The sequence below is a fragment of the Aquimarina rubra genome (assembly GCF_042684305.1).
GTDB classification, from domain to species: domain Bacteria; phylum Bacteroidota; class Bacteroidia; order Flavobacteriales; family Flavobacteriaceae; genus Aquimarina; species Aquimarina rubra.
Map to the genome: position 1 here is coordinate 1771473 of NZ_JBHULE010000019.1, position 16183 is coordinate 1787655.

A 16183-nucleotide genomic window follows, 5' to 3' on the forward strand; every position below is an offset into this window, starting at 1 on the left:
TGATTGTAGATCAAATGATATTAGATAAAGTAGCTACGAAGAAAACATCGTACGAGACTGATAGAACTTCAGAGAAACCTTTGCGAAGTGTAGCAAAGGCAGTAAGCTGGAGAGTGGTTGGTACATTGGATACGCTAATAGTTTCTTATGTTTTAACGGGTGAAATAGCACTGGCTACTTCGATAGCATCAATTGATTTTATTACAAAAATGATTCTGTATTTCTTTCATGAAAGAATCTGGAATCGTATCAAATGGGGAAGATAATTGCAGTTTTACTTCTCGACTAAGATCGAAGTGACAGAAAAAGAAATATTAAAAATGAAATTTACAGAGAAGGAAATAGAGAACTTGAATAATACGTTAAAGGATAAGACTCCAATAGAGATTACTCAATGGGCTATTTTAAATGCCAAAAACCCAGTAGTTACTACTAATTTCAGACCATACGAAGCTGCGATTCTAAGTGTGTGCTCTGAGTCACTTTCTGATATTCCAGTAATATGGTGTGATTCAGGATATAATACTCCTAATACATATAAACACGCAGAAGAAGTTATTTATTTATTGAATCTAAATGTTCAATTATATGTGCCTAAACAAACATCTGCTCATAGAGATGTGGTGATGGGGATTCCTGATATTGATGATCCAAAACATAAACTGTTTACAGAACAGGTGAAATTAGAGCCTTTTAAAAGAGCAATGACAGAGCATAAACCAGATGTATGGTTTACGAATCTTAGAAAAGGACAAACTGCTTTAAGAGATTCTTTGGATATTCTGAGTTTAGGAAGCGATGGAGTGCTAAAGGTTAGTCCGTTTTATTACTATAGTGATGCCGAATTAGATGTGTATTTAGAGCAACATAATTTACCAAATGAGTTTAAGTATTTTGATCCAACAAAGGTTTTAGATAACAGGGAATGTGGGATTCATACGAACTAATAAATGAAGCAAAAGCATAGCATGGAAGTACTAGAAAAGAAGACAGAGCAGCTAAATGGTTCAGCAATAAAATCAGTTCTAAAGGTGAATCCTTTAGAAAGCGAAGCGATTTATATATTTAGAGAAGTGGTGGCTCAATTTGAGAAACCGGTATTACTTTTTTCTGGAGGAAAAGACTCTATCACCTTAGTTAGATTAGCTCAAAAAGCATTCTATCCAGGTAAGATTCCTTTTCCATTATTACATATAGATACCGGCCATAACTTTCCGGAAACTATAGAATTTAGAGATCGATTAGTAAAAGAACTTGGAGTAGAATTAATTGTTCGTAATGTTCAGGATTCTATAGATCAAGGTAAGGTGATCGAAGAAAAAGGAAAGTACGCAAGTCGTAATAGTTTGCAAACTACAACACTTTTAGATGCTTTAGAAGAATTTAAGTTTGATGCGGCTATTGGTGGAGCCAGAAGAGATGAAGAAAAAGCCAGAGCAAAGGAACGTATCTTTTCTGTAAGAGATGATTTTGGTCAATGGGATGAAAAAAATCAACGTCCGGAGTTGTTTGATCATTTAAATGGAAAGATCGATTTAGGTCAGAATGTTCGAGTATTTCCAATCAGTAACTGGACGGAACTGGATGTTTGGAGTTATATCCAAAAGGAAGATATCGAAATCCCTTCTATATATTTTGCACATAAGCGTAAAACATTTATTAGAGATGGTATGATCTGGTCTGCAGAAGATGATGTGGTGCATAGAGAAGATGATGAGTTAGTTGAAGAAAGATTGGTGAGATTCCGTACCGTAGGTGATATGTCTTGCACAGCAGCGGTGCTTTCTGATGCAATTACAATCGATAAGGTGGTAGCAGAAATTAGAGAATCCACAATTTCTGAAAGAGGAGCTCGTATAGATGATAAAAGATCCGAAGCAGCCATGGAAAAACGTAAACAACAAGGATACTTTTAGTGCTCTTTTTGTCATTCCAGCGAAGGCTGGAATCCAAAATCAAGCAGATATTTGAATTAAAAATAAAACTAAATCCACTCTAAGGATTAATATAAATAGGGAATGGACGTATTAAAAATAGCAACAGCAGGAAGTGTAGATGATGGTAAGAGTACCTTGATTGGTCGTATTTTATATGATACAAAATCATTAACTACTGATAAATTAGAAGCAATCGAAACCCGAAGTAAAGCTAATGGGTTTGATTACCTGGATTTTTCATTAGCGACAGATGGATTAGTGGCAGAACGCGAACAAGGTATTACCATTGATGTTGCTCATATTTATTTTTCTACAAAAACCAAAAGTTACATTATAGCAGATACTCCCGGGCATATAGAGTATACCAGAAATATGGTTACCGGAGCTTCTACATCGCAGGCTTCGATCATTCTGGTAGATGCGAGAAAAGGCGTAATAGAACAAACCTATCGTCACTTTTTTATCAATAATTTATTGAGAGTTAAAGATGTGATTGTAGCTATAAACAAAATGGATTTAGTTGATTTTTCTCAAGAGAAATATGAAGCAATTAAGTCTGATTTCGAAAAATTAATTTCAAAAAGTGATTATAAGGAACAGAACATAACTTTTATTCCGGTAAGTGCTTTACAAGGTGATAACGTAGTGGATGCATCCGAAAATACACCTTGGTATAGAGGTCAAACACTATTAGAGCATTTAGAAGAATTAGATGCTCAGGATGTCTACGAAAAAGCAGAAGTGCGTTTTCCTGTACAAACAGTAATTCGTCCTAAAAAAGATGAATTCCATGATTTTAGAGGATACGCTGGTAAACTATATGGAGGAGATCTTTCTGTAGGTGATGAGGTGACAGTTTTACCATCATTAACAACATCCAAAGTTAAAGAGATATTCTTTTTTGATCAAAAATTTGATACAGCTGGCAGAGGTAGTTCTTGTACTGTTACATTAGAAGATGATGTAAATGTAAGTCGAGGTGATATGATTGTAAAATCGTCTGAAAAACCTAGGGTTGAAAAACAACTAATAGCTACTGTTTGTTGGATGGATAACAGAGATCTAAATCCAGGAACGAATTATTTCATTCAGAGTGGAAGTAGTAGAGTTTTGGCAAAAGTGAAAAACATAACCGGAACCGTTGCTACAGATTTCTCTGGAGAAGACACCGCTAAAAATTCATTAAGCCTTAATGAGATAGGGAAGGTTCAAATACAATTAAGTAAACCTTTGGCTATTGATTCTTATAGTAAGAATAAGGCTTCAGGGTCATTTATATTAATAGATTCTCAAACCAATAATACTTCAGGAGTAGGTTTTATAGAGTAGATAAAAAACTTTTACCAAGAAGAAGAAAAACAAGAATTTTTAGAAAAGAAAACCTTTATACAAAAGTCATAAGTATGTCTTTTTTTAAAAGTCGAAATACGAAAGAATATGCAAAGTTTTAGAACAGAAATAGAAAACCCGATTGTCCAAAAAGACATTATTGAATTAGCTAATAAAATAGAGCAATTCCATAAAGGGACGATTGATGAAGAGAAGTTTCGTAGCCTTCGTTTAGCTCGTGGGGTATATGGTCAGCGACAAGAAGGTGTGCAGATGATTCGTATTAAATTGCCATATGGTAAAGTAATGAGTAATCAGTTGCGAAGAATTTGTGAGGTTTCTGATGAATATTCTAGAGGTAGATTACATATTACAACCAGACAAGATATTCAGATTCATTACGTAGATCTTAATAGAACTCCAGAACTTTGGGCAGAGTTAGAAAGAGACGATGTAACACTCAGAGAAGCGTGTGGTAATACGGTTCGTAATGTGACAGCATCAGAAACAGCAGGTATTGATCGAAAAGAACCTTTTGATGTGTCACCATATGCAGATGCTTTGTTTCGTTTCTTCTTAAGAAATCCAATATGTCAGGAAATGGGCCGTAAGTTTAAAGTATCTTTCTCAGGAACAGAAGAAGATACGGGATTGTCTTATATGCATGATCTTGGTTTTATAGCTAAAATAGAAAATGGAGTTAGAGGATTTAAAGTAATGCTCGCAGGTGGATTGGGCTCGCAACCAAGACATGCGGATGAATTATATAGTTTTTTGCCAACAGATAAGATCATTCCTTTAATGGAAGGAGTGCTTAGAATTTTTGATCGTCACGGTGAGCGAAAAAGTAGAGCCAAAGCGAGAATGAAATTCCTGGTAAAAGATATTGGCGTAGAAGCTTTCAAAGAATTAGTAGAAGCTGAACAAGAAGCAATTGCTCAAAAAACTGTTGCAATCGATGCTGAAGCATATGTGCCATCAGTCCCAGTTTCCGTGGAAGTTCCGAAAGTAGAAGTTAAAGATCAAAAAGCTTTTGACTTATGGAGTTCTACCAATGTAATTTCTCAAAAGCAAAAGGGATATGTAGCCATAGGTATCAAGGTGTTGTTAGGAGATTTTTATACGGATAAAGCTAGATTACTTGCTGATTTAGTGGAGAGATATGCCGCAGGAGAAATTAGGTTATCTCTTCGTCAGAATATTTTAATTCCTTTTGTAAAAGAAGATTTAGTACCATTTTTCTATCAAGAATTAGAGAAATTAGGATTTGTAGAAGCAGGTTATAACAAAGCAGTTGATATTACAGCCTGCCCAGGAACTGATACGTGTAACTTAGGAATTGCAAGTAGTACAGGTATTGCGGAAGAATTAGAAAGAGTAATCAAAACTGAATATCCACAATATCTGGAGAAAGAAGATCTGGTAATCAAGATCAGTGGATGTATGAATGCGTGTGGACAGCACAATATGGCTAACATCGGTTTTCAAGGGATGTCAGTAAGAACAAAAGATAAGTTAGTAGCTCCGGCTTTACAGGTGTTATTAGGAGGAGGAAATATAGGGGATGGAAAAGGTCGTTTTGCAGACAAAGTAGTAAAAATACCAAGTAGAAGAGGACCGGAAGCATTACGCAGAATCCTGAATGATTTTGAAGAAAATGCAAATGGTAAGACTTTTGTAGACTACTATTCGGATAAAGGAGAAAAATATTTCTATAATTTCCTTACTGATTTGTCCAATGTAGATAATCTGGTTCAAGAAGATTTTATTGATTGGGGAACCGAAGAGGAATATGTAAAAGCCATCGGAGTTGGAGAATGCGCAGGCGTTGTTATTGATTTGATAGCTACATTGTTTTTAGAAAGTGAAGAAAAGATTGAGAATGCAAAAATATCTTTTGAGAATGGGATATATTCTGATGCAGTATATCATGCCTATAGCTCGTTAGTGAATTCTGCAAAGGCATTGTTGCTTGCTGAAAATAAAAAGACCAATACGCACGCAGGTATTATTAGTCAATTTGACGAAGAATTTGTTGCTAGTGGAAAAATAAGCCTTGATGGAACATTCGCAGATTTGATATACCAACTTCAGAAAAATGCACCAAGTAGGGATTTTGCAGTGGATTATATCAAAAAAGCAAGCCAATTTTTACAAAAAGTGCAAGCGTTTAGGGCACTTGAAGTAGAAAATGTATAATATCTTTACAGAGTTGTAAAACCTTTATTCTAAAGATGATAAGTAAATAAGAATGAGTATTAAAACACCGAAATTAACAGTAGTCGGAGCAGGTCCTGGAGATCCGGATTTGATTACCTTAAAAGCAATCAAAGCATTAGAGTCTGCAGATGTGGTGTTGTATGATGCACTCATCAACGAAACTTTATTAGCTTATGCACCTAACGCAGAAAAGATCTTCGTCGGCAAAAGAAAAGGATGTTATGCATATCAGCAAGAACAAATAAATGAATTGATTGTTAGTAGAGCTAAAAGTCAGGGACATGTAGTTCGATTAAAAGGAGGAGACCCATTTATTTTCGGCCGTGGAGCAGAAGAAATTGATTATGTTCAAGAATTTGGAGTAGAAACAAATATGGTTCCAGGAATATCGTCATCACTGGCAGTTCCGGCTTATCAAGGAATTCCGTTAACCAAAAGAGGTTCATCAGAAAGTTTCTGGGTGATTACAGGAACAACGAAATCCCATAAATTATCACAGGATGTTCGCCTGGCAGCAAAATCGAATGCAACTGTGGTAATTTTAATGGGAATGAGTAAGTTAAACGAAATAGTTAGTATCTTTGCAGCCGAAAATAAACAGGAAGTTCCGGTAGCTGTCATACAGAACGGAACAACTGATAATGAGAAGTTTGGGTTTGGTTCCGTACAGACTATAGAACAGGTTGTTTTAGAAAAAGAATTGTCTTCACCAGCAATTATTGTGATAGGTGATGTAGTCCAGCAAAGAGCGAAATTAGCTTCGATTCAAAAAGAAGTTCAAAAAGAATTTGTAAATTGAATAGCGGAGATATAAATACAAGTCCAGAAAAACTCACTTCTCCCTCTGGGAGAGGAGCTGGGGGTGAGGGCGAAGAAAGAAATAATTTATATCCGGTTTTTCTGAAAGTTAAAAACCTCGAAATTCTAATTGTTGGAGGAGGAAATGTAGCTGAAGAAAAACTTACGTTCTTATTGAAATCTAGTCCAGATGCTAAAGTAACAATGGTATCGCCAATGTATAGAGAAGATACAATTACTTTAGCTAATAAGTTTGGAATAGAAATGATTAAAAAGAAATATCACAGACGTTTTCTAAAAGGAAAACATATTGTGATTGCTACTACAGATGTTCCTGAAGTGAATGTACAAGTGTATAAGGACTGCAGAAAAAGAAGTAAATTGGTAAATGTAGCAGACAATCCTCCATATTGTGATTTTTATATGGGTGGTATTGTAACCAAAGGTAATGTGAAAGTGGCTATTTCGACCAACGGAAAGTCACCTACCACAGCCAAGCGACTACGTCAATTTTTTGAAGAAGTAATTCCAGAAAACATTGATGATTTAGTCAAAAATTTAAATGAATATAGAAAAACAATAAAAGGTGATTTCGAAGAAAAAGTGGAAACACTTAATGAATTTACCAAAGGATTAATAGGAAAAAAAGAAGTTGAACATGATCAAGACTGATATTCTAATCATTGGAGCGGGACCAACAGGATTATTTACTGTTTTTGAAGCTGGATTACTAAAATTAAAAACACATCTTATTGATGCATTACCACAACCAGGTGGTCAATGCTCTGAGATATATCCTAAAAAACCAATATATGATATCCCTGGATTTCCTGAAATTCTTGCAGGAGATTTGGTGAAAAACTTAATGGAACAGATAAAACCTTTTGAACCTGGATTTACTTTAGGAGAAAGAGCTGAAACTATTGAGAAATTAGAAGATGATACTTTTTTGGTTACAACCAATAAAGGAACTCAACATAATGCTCCTGTAGTTGCTATAGCCGGAGGATTAGGTTCTTTTGAACCTCGTAAACCGCCTATTCCAAATATTACTGATTTTGAAGATAAAGGTGTTGCTTATATTATTCGGGATCCAGAAGTTTATAGAGATAAAAGAGTTGTGATTGCAGGAGGAGGAGATTCTGCCTTAGACTGGACTATTTTCTTAGCAGATGTTGCAAGTGAAGTTACTCTAGTACATAGAAGAAATGAGTTTAGAGGAGCATTAGATTCTGTAGAAAGAGTTGCAGAATTAACTAAGCTTGGTAAAGTAAATCTAATCACCGAGGCAGAAGTAAAAGAAATTAAAGGAACTGATCACGTAACCGGCGTTGGTATAAAGCATAAAACAGAAGGCGATATCAATGTGGATACAGATTATTTCATTCCATTATTCGGATTATCTCCAAAGCTAGGACCTATCGGAAACTGGGGACTAGAAATTGAAAAGAATGCAATTAAAGTAGATAATTCCTATGATTACCAAACGAACATACCTGGAATATATGCAATAGGTGATGTAAATACGTATAAAGGAAAATTAAAATTAATTCTTTCGGGATTCCACGAAGCCGCTATTATGTGTCAGAGCGCATATCAAAGAATTTTTCCGGATAAGAAGTATGTAATGAAATACACGACTGTTGGAGGAGTTGAAGGATTTGATGGTAGTAAGAAAGAAGCCAAAAAAGAAGTTGTAAAAGCTATAATGTAGAAATTTTAGAATAAAATAATCCTCGCAGATATACTGATCATTTCGGTATATTTGCGAGGATTTTTATAAGATTAAGACGATAGTATGTCAGATGTTACCATAAAGATAAAAGACAGAGAAGGAGAAATTCACGAAGTACAGGCTCCGACCGATATGGCTATGAACCTAATGGAGGTGTGTAAAGCATATGAACTTCCTGTAGAGGGAACTTGCGGTGGTATGGCAATGTGCGCGTCATGCCAGTGTTATATTTTATCGGATCACGAACTTCCTGAAATGAGTCAGGATGAAGACTTAATGTTAGCAGAAGCTTTTTATGTAGAAGATAACAGCCGATTAGGATGTCAAATACCGATTACTCCAGAGTTAGATGGATTAGAGATTGAATTAGCTCCAGAATCCTAAAAAAACAGAATAAACTTGCATAACAAAAGGCTATGCCTTTAATTTGTAACAAAGATGGCGGGATAATCTGCTTAGTTCATAAATTTATTTAACATGTTATCAAGAAAGGTGGAGGGAATAGACCCTATGATACCTTAGCAACCCTTTATATATTTTGATGCCTATCAGAATCTTAAAGAAGGTGCTACGTTCTATTCGTTTTAAAGACGAAATAGATAACAATGACACATAGCATTAGCTATTTCCATTTATTTTCTTGATATCATTTTAATTGAATTTCTTTTTTAAAGAAATATAGTATTAATTAATAACGTTACACTTTGCTTCCTCCTTGGGCGGACAGGTATCGAAGTGGTTTCATTATTATTTTAAAGTAGGCTTCAATAAGTTTAGCCCGACGATGAATAAATGAAAGACATAAAAAAAATATTGGGAGAAAGAATTTTGGTGCTTGATGGTGCTATGGGAACCATGCTACAGCGTCATAAGTTTACAGAAGAAGATTTCAGAGGAGAACGATTTAAAGATTGGGATGTTCCTGTTCAGGGGAATAACGATTTGTTAAGTATAACGCAACCTGAAGCAATAAAAGAAGTACATCGTTTATATTTTCAGGCTGGTGCAGATATTGTAGAAACCAATACATTTTCAGGAACTACAATAGCAATGGCAGATTATGAAATGGAAGAGTTGGTCTACGAACTAAATTTTCAATCAGCAAAAATAGCAAAAGAAGTTGCAGATGAATTTACAGCCAAAGAGCCTCATAAACCACGTTTTGTAGCAGGATCCATTGGTCCAACAAATAGAACAGCCAGTATGTCTCCTGATGTAAATGATCCAGGATTTAGAGCGGTCACTTTTGATGAACTTAGGGTCGCTTATAAACAACAAGTAGAAGCGTTGTTGGATGGAGGATCAGATATACTTCTGGTAGAAACTGTTTTTGATACCTTAAATGCCAAAGCTGCACTTTTTGCCATTGAAGAAGTAAAGGATGAAAGAAATATAGAAGTTCCTATTATGGTAAGTGGTACCATTACAGATGCAAGTGGACGTACATTATCCGGGCAAACAGCCGAAGCATTTTTAATTTCGATATCACATATTCCGATGTTATCCGTTGGGTTCAATTGCGCTTTGGGAGCTAGTCAATTGACTCCGCATCTCGAGGTATTAGCCCAAAAAGCAGGTTTTGCGGTTTCCGCACATCCTAATGCAGGATTACCAAATGCGTTTGGTGAGTATGATGAAACTCCAGAACAAATGGCTGATCAGATTAAAGAATATATGGATAAAAGTCTGGTCAATATTATCGGAGGATGTTGCGGAACCACACCAGAACACATAAAAGCAATTGCCGAATTGGCTAAAAACTATAAACCAAGAAAGTTAACAGTTGATAGTTTTTAGTTTATGGAGTATTTAGAATTAGAGGTTTGGAAAGAATCAAGAATATTAGTTAATATTTTGTATGAAGTAACAAAAGAGTTTCCTAAGGATGAATTATATGGATTAACAAGTCAGATGAGAAGAAGTGCAGTTTCCATACCATCAAATATAGCTGAAGGTTGTGGAAGAAGAACTTCAGCGGATACATTGCAGTTTTTACATGTTTCAAGAGGATCGTTATACGAATTAGAGACACAATCTTATTTGGCTTTGGATCAGAATTATATTCGAATTAAAGATCATGAAATTCTTTTGATCCAGATTTTAAAATGTAAAAAGCTATTAAGTGGATTTATAAACTATTATAAAAAAAATAAGGGATGATAGAAAATAAATCACAGAATCTATCAACAGACAACTCTCAACTATCAACTAGAAGGTATTTAAAACTATCTGGGCTAGAGCCTATGATTGTTTCAGCAGAAACGAATTTTATTAATGTTGGAGAGCGTACTAACGTTGCAGGTTCTAGAAAATTCCTTCGTTTAGTAAAAGAAGAGAAATTTGATGAAGCTTTAGATATTGCAAGACATCAGGTAGAAGGTGGAGCACAGGTCATCGATATCAACATGGATGACGGCTTGATTGATGGAAAAGAAGCCATGGTAAGGTTTCTAAATCTTATTATGGCGGAACCTGATATTGCTAGAGTTCCTATCATGATAGATAGTTCTAAATGGGATATTATTGAAGCAGGTTTACAAGTTGTTCAAGGAAAATGTGTAGTGAATTCTATAAGTCTTAAAGAAGGAGAAGAAGAATTTATTGCACACGCTAAAAAGATTAAGCGATATGGAGCTGCCGTAATTATTATGGCTTTTGATGAGGTTGGTCAGGCAGATAATTATGAGCGTCGTATAGAAATTTCTAAGAGATCCTATGATATTCTAGTGAATCAAGTAAATTTTCCCCCGGAGGATATCATATTTGATCTAAATATATTTCCGGTAGCAACAGGAATGGAAGAGCATCGAAAAAATGCTATTGATTTTATTGAAGCTACGAGATGGGTTCGGGAAAACTTACCACATTGCAGTGTAAGTGGAGGTGTAAGTAATGTGTCTTTCTCTTTTAGAGGAAATAACCCTGTTCGTGAAGCAATGCATTCGGTGTTTTTATATCATGCTATTCAGGCAGGAATGAATATGGGGATTGTAAATCCTGCAATGCTCGAAGTGTATGACGATATTCCTAAAGATCTGCTTGAGCGTGTAGAAGATGTAATTCTGGATCGCAGAGATGATGCTACAGAAAGGTTGTTAGATTTTGCTGAGACTGTTGTGGGGACTAGTAAAGAAAAAACGGCAGACCTTTCTTGGAGAGAAGAGCCTTTACAAGATCGCATTACTCGAGCTTTGGTAAAAGGAATTGACCAATATATCGTAGAAGATGTAGAAGAAGCAAGACAAGCTGCGGATAAACCTATCGAAGTAATAGAAGGTAATCTAATGACCGGAATGAATGTTGTTGGGGATTTATTTGGATCAGGTAAAATGTTCTTACCGCAAGTAGTAAAATCTGCCAGAGTTATGAAAAAGGCAGTGGCTCATTTGTTGCCCTATATTGAAGAAGAAAAAAAGAAAAACCCCCAATTGGCTCAAGGAAACGGATCCGCAGGTAAAGTACTGATGGCGACAGTAAAAGGTGATGTTCACGATATCGGTAAAAATATAGTTTCTGTAGTATTGGGATGTAATAATTATGAGATAGTAGATCTTGGAGTAATGGTTCCTCCAGAAAAGATAATCCAGACCGCGATTGATGAACAAGTAGACATTATTGGGCTAAGTGGTTTAATAACCCCATCATTAGATGAAATGGTGTTTTTGGCCAAAGAAATGGAACGTAGAAATTTTAAGGTGCCATTATTGATTGGTGGAGCAACAACTTCTAAAGCACATACAGCAGTCAAAATCGATCCGCAGTATAAAAATGCAGTTGTACACGTAAACGATGCATCCAGAGCGGTAACAGTAGTTGGAGATTTACTTAATAAGAGAAGTAACCAAAAATATGTAGGAGAACTGAAAGAAGATTATGAAAAGTTTAGAGAAGGTTTCCTAAAAAGAACCAAACAAAAAGAATATTTATCTATAGAAGAAGCAAGAAAAAATAAATATTCAATTGATTGGTCTGCTTCAGAAATTGTTATACCTAATAAACTAGGTGTTCAGGTTATAGAATGCTTTGATTTGAAGAAACTGGAATCTTATATTGATTGGACTCCTTTTTTTAGGTCTTGGGATTTACATGGTAAATATCCTACGATATTAACGGATGAGGTAGTTGGTGAACAGGCTACTTCTTTATTCGAAGATGCGAAACAATTGTTAGAAAAAGTATTAGATCAAAAATTATTGAAAGCAAAAGCTGTATACGGTTTGTTTGAAGCTAATACTGTGGATCATGATGATATTGAAATTACATCGGATAATGGAAACTTCAAGTTTAGGACGCTTAGACAACAGTTGAAGAAACACGCGGCCAAACCGAATTTTGCATTAGCTGATTTCATAGCACCAAAAGAATCCGGTAAACAAGATTATATGGGATGTTTTTGCGTAACCACCGGTTTTGGAACTAAAGAATTAGCAGATGCTTTTGAAGCAGATCACGATGATTATAATTCGATTATGATCAAAGCCTTAGCAGATCGATTAGCAGAAGCTTTTGCAGAATATTTGCATAAGAAAGTACGTAAAGAGGATTGGGGATATGCTAGTGAAGAGGAGCTCTGTAACGATGAATTAATTAAAGAATCTTATAAAGGAATAAGACCAGCACCGGGATATCCAGCTTGCCCTGATCATCTGGAAAAGCTTACAATCTGGGAAATTTTGCAAGTAAAAGAAAAAATAGGAGTAGAGCTTACAGAAGGATTGGCTATGTGGCCGGCAGCATCTGTATCAGGTTATTATTTTGCAAATCCCGAAGCAAGATATTTTGGATTAGGAAAAATAAAAGAAGATCAGGTAAAAGATTTTGCACAAAGAAAGAATGTTGATTTTGAATATGGCAAAAAATGGTTGAGTCCCAATATTCTAGACTAAACGAAACTCTTCCCTCCTTGAGGAGAGGGTAAGGGGGTGCTGCGTTAGGGATAGAAGCGGCATCCTTTTTTTACTATCACCCTGAGCGAAGTCGAAGGGTTTTTAACAGTAGAAAAAAATACAGCGAACCTGCCTGCTCACCGCAGGTAGGCGGGTAGCCCGCCCGAACGCCCAAATGAAATTAAATAAGAATAATAAATTTTAGAATGAAGGTTACAGATCACATAAAAAATGCAAAAGGAAAGACCTTGTTTTCCTTTGAATTAATACCGCCACAAAAAGGGAGAAGCATTCAGGAGCTTTATGATAATATTGATCCTTTGATGGAATTTAATCCTCCTTTTATAGATGTGACTACCTCAAGAGAAGAATTTATTTATATCGATAGAGAAGGGTTGTTGGATAAAAAGTTAACGCGTATGCGTCCGGGAACTGTTGGAATTTGTGCTTCGATAACTCATAAGTATAATGTAGATACTATTCCACATGTGCTTTGCGGAGGGTTTACAAAAGAGGAAACTGAGTATCTGCTAGTAGATTGTCATTATTTAGGTATAGATAATGTAATGGCTTTACGAGGAGACGCAATGAAAGAAGAAAAGTATTTTAACCCTACACAAGGAGGACATTGTTATGCTAATGAATTAGTAGAGCAAATCGTAAATATGAATAATGGTCGATTTCTTCACGAAGTAATAGAAAGTGATAATCAATCTGATTTTTGTATTGGTGTGGCGGGGTATCCTGAAAAACACATGGAAGCGCCATCAATGGATTCTGATATTAGAAGATTAAAAGACAAAGTAGAAGCTGGTGCAGATTATGTGGTGACACAAATGTTTTTTGATAATAAAAGATATTTTGCCTTTGTAGAAAAAGCCAGAGAAGCGGGTATTGACGTACCGATCATTCCAGGAATTAAACCAGTGGCGGTAAAGAGACATTTACAATTACTACCACAAGTGTTTAAGTTGGATATGCCAGATGAATTAGTGAGAGCGGTAGAAAACTGTAAAACCAATAAAGAAGTAAGAGAAGTAGGTATTGAATTTGCAATACAACAATCTAAAGAATTGATGGAATATGGCGTGCCTGTTTTGCACTATTATTCTATGGGGAAATCGGATAATATTAAGAAAATTGCAGAGAATGTATTTTAAAAGCGTATAAAGGTTTTGGAAACCTAATATGGCTATCTTACATTTGCCGGATGATTAAACGGATTTGTTTATTACTGGTGCTTCTAGGCTATGTTATGCAATCTCAAGAAGATAAGAAGTATTATAGTTTTGATATCAATAACTTTTATGGAACAATCCTAAAGCACAATCCTGATATATCTCATTTGATTACAGGGCATCCATCAGGAGTAATAATTTCTGCGAATCGAAAAACTTTTGGCACTAAAGAATGGCAACGATTGTATAATTCTCCGGATTATGGAGTGTCATTTATCTATCAAAATATGGATAACGAGTTCTTGGGTGAAAACTATGGGCTCTATGCACATTACAACTTTTATTTTTTTAAGCGTATTTTAATGCTGAGATTAGGCCAAGGATTGGCTTATACAACAAACCCTTACGATCAGGATGAGAATTTTAGAAATGTAGCCTATGGTTCTCACTTTATGAGCTCTACTTTTGCAATGTTAAATCTTAAAAGAGAAAATTTAATAGGTGGACTCGGTATACAAACCGGAATTGGGGTGATTCATTATTCAAATGCTAATTTTAAAGCACCCAATAAAAGCACGAATACGTTTGTTTTTAATGTAGGTCTTAATTATATATTAGATACCGAATATCCAGAATATGTTGAAAAAGAAAAAGGTGCTGTCAAAGGAGCAGAATCTATTGGTTATGGGTTTATATTTAGAGGAGGAATTAATGAAAGTGATGTTGTCGGATCCGGGCAATATCCTTTTTATACCATAGGGGCATTTGCGGATAAGCGACTCAATAAAAAGAGTAGTATTCAGTTAGGAGCAGAATTGTTTTTTTCTGAAGCTCTAGAAAGGTTTATAGATTTTAGGTCTACAGGTAATTTTAGAGGAGATGATACAACAGGTGATGAAGATTCAAAAAGAGTAGGGGTGTTTTTGGGTCATGAATTGAGAATTAATAAAATTTCGATACTCACTCAATTAGGCTATTATATATATTATCCTTATGATTTCGAAGGGCAAGTATATAATCGTTTCGGAGCACGTTATTATTTTAATAAAAATATATTTGGATCGATTACGGTAAGATCGCACGCGGCAAAAGCAGAGGCGGTAGAATTTTCAATTGGATACAGATTATGAAAAGAATAATTTTTATAATAGTGGGTTTACTTCTAATCGCTTGCGATACAGAAAATGCTATCGATTGTTTCCAAAGAACCGGAAATATTGTAAGACAAGAAGTTGAGGTCTCTGATTTTACCAGAATTTTAGTTAATCCAAACGTTGAGTTGATTCTTAAAGAAGGACAAGACACTTCTGTTATTATAGAAACCGGAGATAATTTGTTGGATGAAGTCTCCGCAGTCGTAGAAGGAGATCGCCTAGTTTTGAGTAATACAAACGACTGTAATTTTGTGCGAGACTTTAATCAAACTAAAATTTTTGTTACCTCGCCCAATATTACTGCAATTAGAAGTGCTACACAATTTGATATTTCTTCTGATGGAGTTCTGAAATACCCTACATTGAGTTTGACTTCGGAAGACTTTAACGAAGATACCGGAGGGAATACCACTGGTACTTTTACTATGGAAATAGATAGTGAAATTTTAAAGGTTGTAGGTAATAATATTGCTTCTTTTTTTATAAAAGGAAATGTTGTAAATCTAGATGTTGGTTTTTTCTCTGGAACAGGTCGTTTTGAAGGGGCAGAGCTTGTAGCGGAAAATGTTGATATTTTGCATAGAGGAACCAATAAAATAATTGTGAATCCACAGCAATCTATTGTAGGAGAAATACTAAGTACGGGAGACGTTATTTCAGTGAATGTCCCTCCGAATATTGAGGTGGAAGAATTTTTTACCGGGAGATTGATATTTCAATAATATCAGGGAAATATTCTCTTTTTTGACTAAATTTTTGTTGTTTCTATAGTGTTTGTTTTTTTCTGATCAGAAATCTTTATTCTTTTCGGTTTTACTAAATACTCTTTACTTGTTGATTTAATTAATGTTCTCAGGTGTTTTAATCTAAATTTAGTTTTTGTGATTAATAACTTTGAAAATCAGCAGATACGCTAACACCTCAAAAGTATTGTGGTTTTGTTGTT

At 35.2% G+C, this 16183-nt stretch carries 15 protein-coding genes and 1 riboswitch; all 15 genes read left to right on the plus strand.

Annotated features, from left to right (window positions below):
- The first annotated feature begins 14 nt into the window (after nucleotides 1-14).
- The 15 genes from ACFSR1_RS16255 (at nucleotide 15) to ACFSR1_RS16325 (ending at nucleotide 15959) form a co-directional block, all read left to right on the plus strand.
- Nucleotides 15-266 (plus strand): DUF2061 domain-containing protein, encoded by a 252-nt coding sequence (locus ACFSR1_RS16255; protein ID WP_378294072.1) that lies wholly within the window; start codon nucleotides 15-17, stop codon nucleotides 264-266.
- A 54-nt stretch (nucleotides 267-320) separates the two neighbouring features.
- Complete coding sequence (locus ACFSR1_RS16260) at nucleotides 321-947, plus strand: phosphoadenosine phosphosulfate reductase domain-containing protein (protein WP_378294073.1); 627 nt, start codon at nucleotides 321-323, stop codon at nucleotides 945-947.
- Nucleotides 948-968: 21 nt separating this feature from the next.
- A complete protein-coding gene (gene cysD / locus ACFSR1_RS16265) occupies nucleotides 969-1916 on the plus strand; it encodes a sulfate adenylyltransferase subunit CysD (protein WP_378294074.1) in 948 nt (315 codons plus the stop codon).
- 102 nt (nucleotides 1917-2018) lie between these two features.
- Nucleotides 2019-3266, plus strand: coding sequence for a sulfate adenylyltransferase subunit 1 (locus tag ACFSR1_RS16270; RefSeq protein ID WP_378294075.1), 1248 nt, complete (start codon nucleotides 2019-2021; stop codon nucleotides 3264-3266).
- 108 nt (nucleotides 3267-3374) lie between these two features.
- Complete coding sequence (locus ACFSR1_RS16275) at nucleotides 3375-5465, plus strand: HEPN domain-containing protein (protein WP_378294076.1); 2091 nt, start codon at nucleotides 3375-3377, stop codon at nucleotides 5463-5465.
- Nucleotides 5466-5517: 52 nt separating this feature from the next.
- On the plus strand, nucleotides 5518-6285 hold the full coding sequence (cobA, locus tag ACFSR1_RS16280) for a uroporphyrinogen-III C-methyltransferase (protein ID WP_378294077.1): 768 nt from the start codon (nucleotides 5518-5520) through the stop codon (nucleotides 6283-6285).
- A gap of 101 nt (nucleotides 6286-6386) precedes the next feature.
- Complete coding sequence (locus ACFSR1_RS16285; protein WP_378294520.1) at nucleotides 6387-6956, plus strand: precorrin-2 dehydrogenase/sirohydrochlorin ferrochelatase family protein; 570 nt, start codon at nucleotides 6387-6389, stop codon at nucleotides 6954-6956.
- Nucleotides 6943-7998, plus strand: a complete 1056-nt coding sequence (locus ACFSR1_RS16290) for an NAD(P)/FAD-dependent oxidoreductase (protein ID WP_378294078.1) — start codon at nucleotides 6943-6945, stop codon at nucleotides 7996-7998. The genes ACFSR1_RS16285 and ACFSR1_RS16290 overlap by 14 nt, the downstream gene beginning before the upstream one ends.
- A gap of 84 nt (nucleotides 7999-8082) precedes the next feature.
- Nucleotides 8083-8403 (plus strand): 2Fe-2S iron-sulfur cluster-binding protein, encoded by a 321-nt coding sequence (locus ACFSR1_RS16295; RefSeq protein ID WP_378294079.1) that lies wholly within the window; start codon nucleotides 8083-8085, stop codon nucleotides 8401-8403.
- A gap of 93 nt (nucleotides 8404-8496) precedes the next feature.
- A riboswitch (SAM riboswitch) is annotated at nucleotides 8497-8625 on the plus strand.
- A gap of 186 nt (nucleotides 8626-8811) precedes the next feature.
- On the plus strand, nucleotides 8812-9816 hold the full coding sequence (locus ACFSR1_RS16300) for a homocysteine S-methyltransferase family protein (protein ID WP_378294080.1): 1005 nt from the start codon (nucleotides 8812-8814) through the stop codon (nucleotides 9814-9816).
- Nucleotides 9817-9819: 3 nt separating this feature from the next.
- A complete protein-coding gene (locus tag ACFSR1_RS16305; RefSeq protein ID WP_378294081.1) occupies nucleotides 9820-10179 on the plus strand; it encodes a four helix bundle protein in 360 nt (119 codons plus the stop codon).
- A complete protein-coding gene (gene metH / locus ACFSR1_RS16310) occupies nucleotides 10176-12905 on the plus strand; it encodes a methionine synthase (protein ID WP_378294082.1) in 2730 nt (909 codons plus the stop codon). Before ACFSR1_RS16305 ends, metH begins: the two co-directional genes overlap by 4 nt.
- A gap of 206 nt (nucleotides 12906-13111) precedes the next feature.
- Entirely contained in the window at nucleotides 13112-14065 is a 954-nt protein-coding gene (metF, locus tag ACFSR1_RS16315; protein WP_378294083.1) for a methylenetetrahydrofolate reductase [NAD(P)H], read from the plus strand.
- Between the two features lie 50 nt (nucleotides 14066-14115).
- Nucleotides 14116-15213, plus strand: coding sequence for an acyloxyacyl hydrolase (locus ACFSR1_RS16320; RefSeq protein ID WP_378294084.1), 1098 nt, complete (start codon nucleotides 14116-14118; stop codon nucleotides 15211-15213).
- Complete coding sequence (locus ACFSR1_RS16325; RefSeq protein ID WP_378294085.1) at nucleotides 15210-15959, plus strand: head GIN domain-containing protein; 750 nt, start codon at nucleotides 15210-15212, stop codon at nucleotides 15957-15959. The genes ACFSR1_RS16320 and ACFSR1_RS16325 overlap by 4 nt, the downstream gene beginning before the upstream one ends.
- Nucleotides 15960-16183: the final 224 nt, after the last annotated feature.

Bases quoted from the DNA above. Each gene is read 5' to 3' on its own strand.
- ACFSR1_RS16255 (WP_378294072.1), top strand. From the start codon at position 15: ATGATATTAGATAAAGTAGCTACGAAGAAAACATCGTACGAGACTGAT.
- ACFSR1_RS16260 (WP_378294073.1), top strand. From the start codon at position 321: ATGAAATTTACAGAGAAGGAAATAGAGAACTTGAATAATACGTTAAAG.
- cysD (WP_378294074.1), top strand. From the start codon at position 969: ATGGAAGTACTAGAAAAGAAGACAGAGCAGCTAAATGGTTCAGCAATA.
- ACFSR1_RS16270 (WP_378294075.1), top strand. From the start codon at position 2,019: ATGGACGTATTAAAAATAGCAACAGCAGGAAGTGTAGATGATGGTAAG.
- ACFSR1_RS16275 (WP_378294076.1), top strand. From the start codon at position 3,375: ATGCAAAGTTTTAGAACAGAAATAGAAAACCCGATTGTCCAAAAAGAC.
- cobA (WP_378294077.1), top strand. From the start codon at position 5,518: ATGAGTATTAAAACACCGAAATTAACAGTAGTCGGAGCAGGTCCTGGA.
- ACFSR1_RS16290 (WP_378294078.1), top strand. From the start codon at position 6,943: ATGATCAAGACTGATATTCTAATCATTGGAGCGGGACCAACAGGATTA.
- ACFSR1_RS16295 (WP_378294079.1), top strand. From the start codon at position 8,083: ATGTCAGATGTTACCATAAAGATAAAAGACAGAGAAGGAGAAATTCAC.
- ACFSR1_RS16300 (WP_378294080.1), top strand. From the start codon at position 8,812: ATGAAAGACATAAAAAAAATATTGGGAGAAAGAATTTTGGTGCTTGAT.
- ACFSR1_RS16305 (WP_378294081.1), top strand. From the start codon at position 9,820: ATGGAGTATTTAGAATTAGAGGTTTGGAAAGAATCAAGAATATTAGTT.
- metH (WP_378294082.1), top strand. From the start codon at position 10,176: ATGATAGAAAATAAATCACAGAATCTATCAACAGACAACTCTCAACTA.
- metF (WP_378294083.1), top strand. From the start codon at position 13,112: ATGAAGGTTACAGATCACATAAAAAATGCAAAAGGAAAGACCTTGTTT.
- ACFSR1_RS16320 (WP_378294084.1), top strand. From the start codon at position 14,116: ATGATTAAACGGATTTGTTTATTACTGGTGCTTCTAGGCTATGTTATG.
- ACFSR1_RS16325 (WP_378294085.1), top strand. From the start codon at position 15,210: ATGAAAAGAATAATTTTTATAATAGTGGGTTTACTTCTAATCGCTTGC.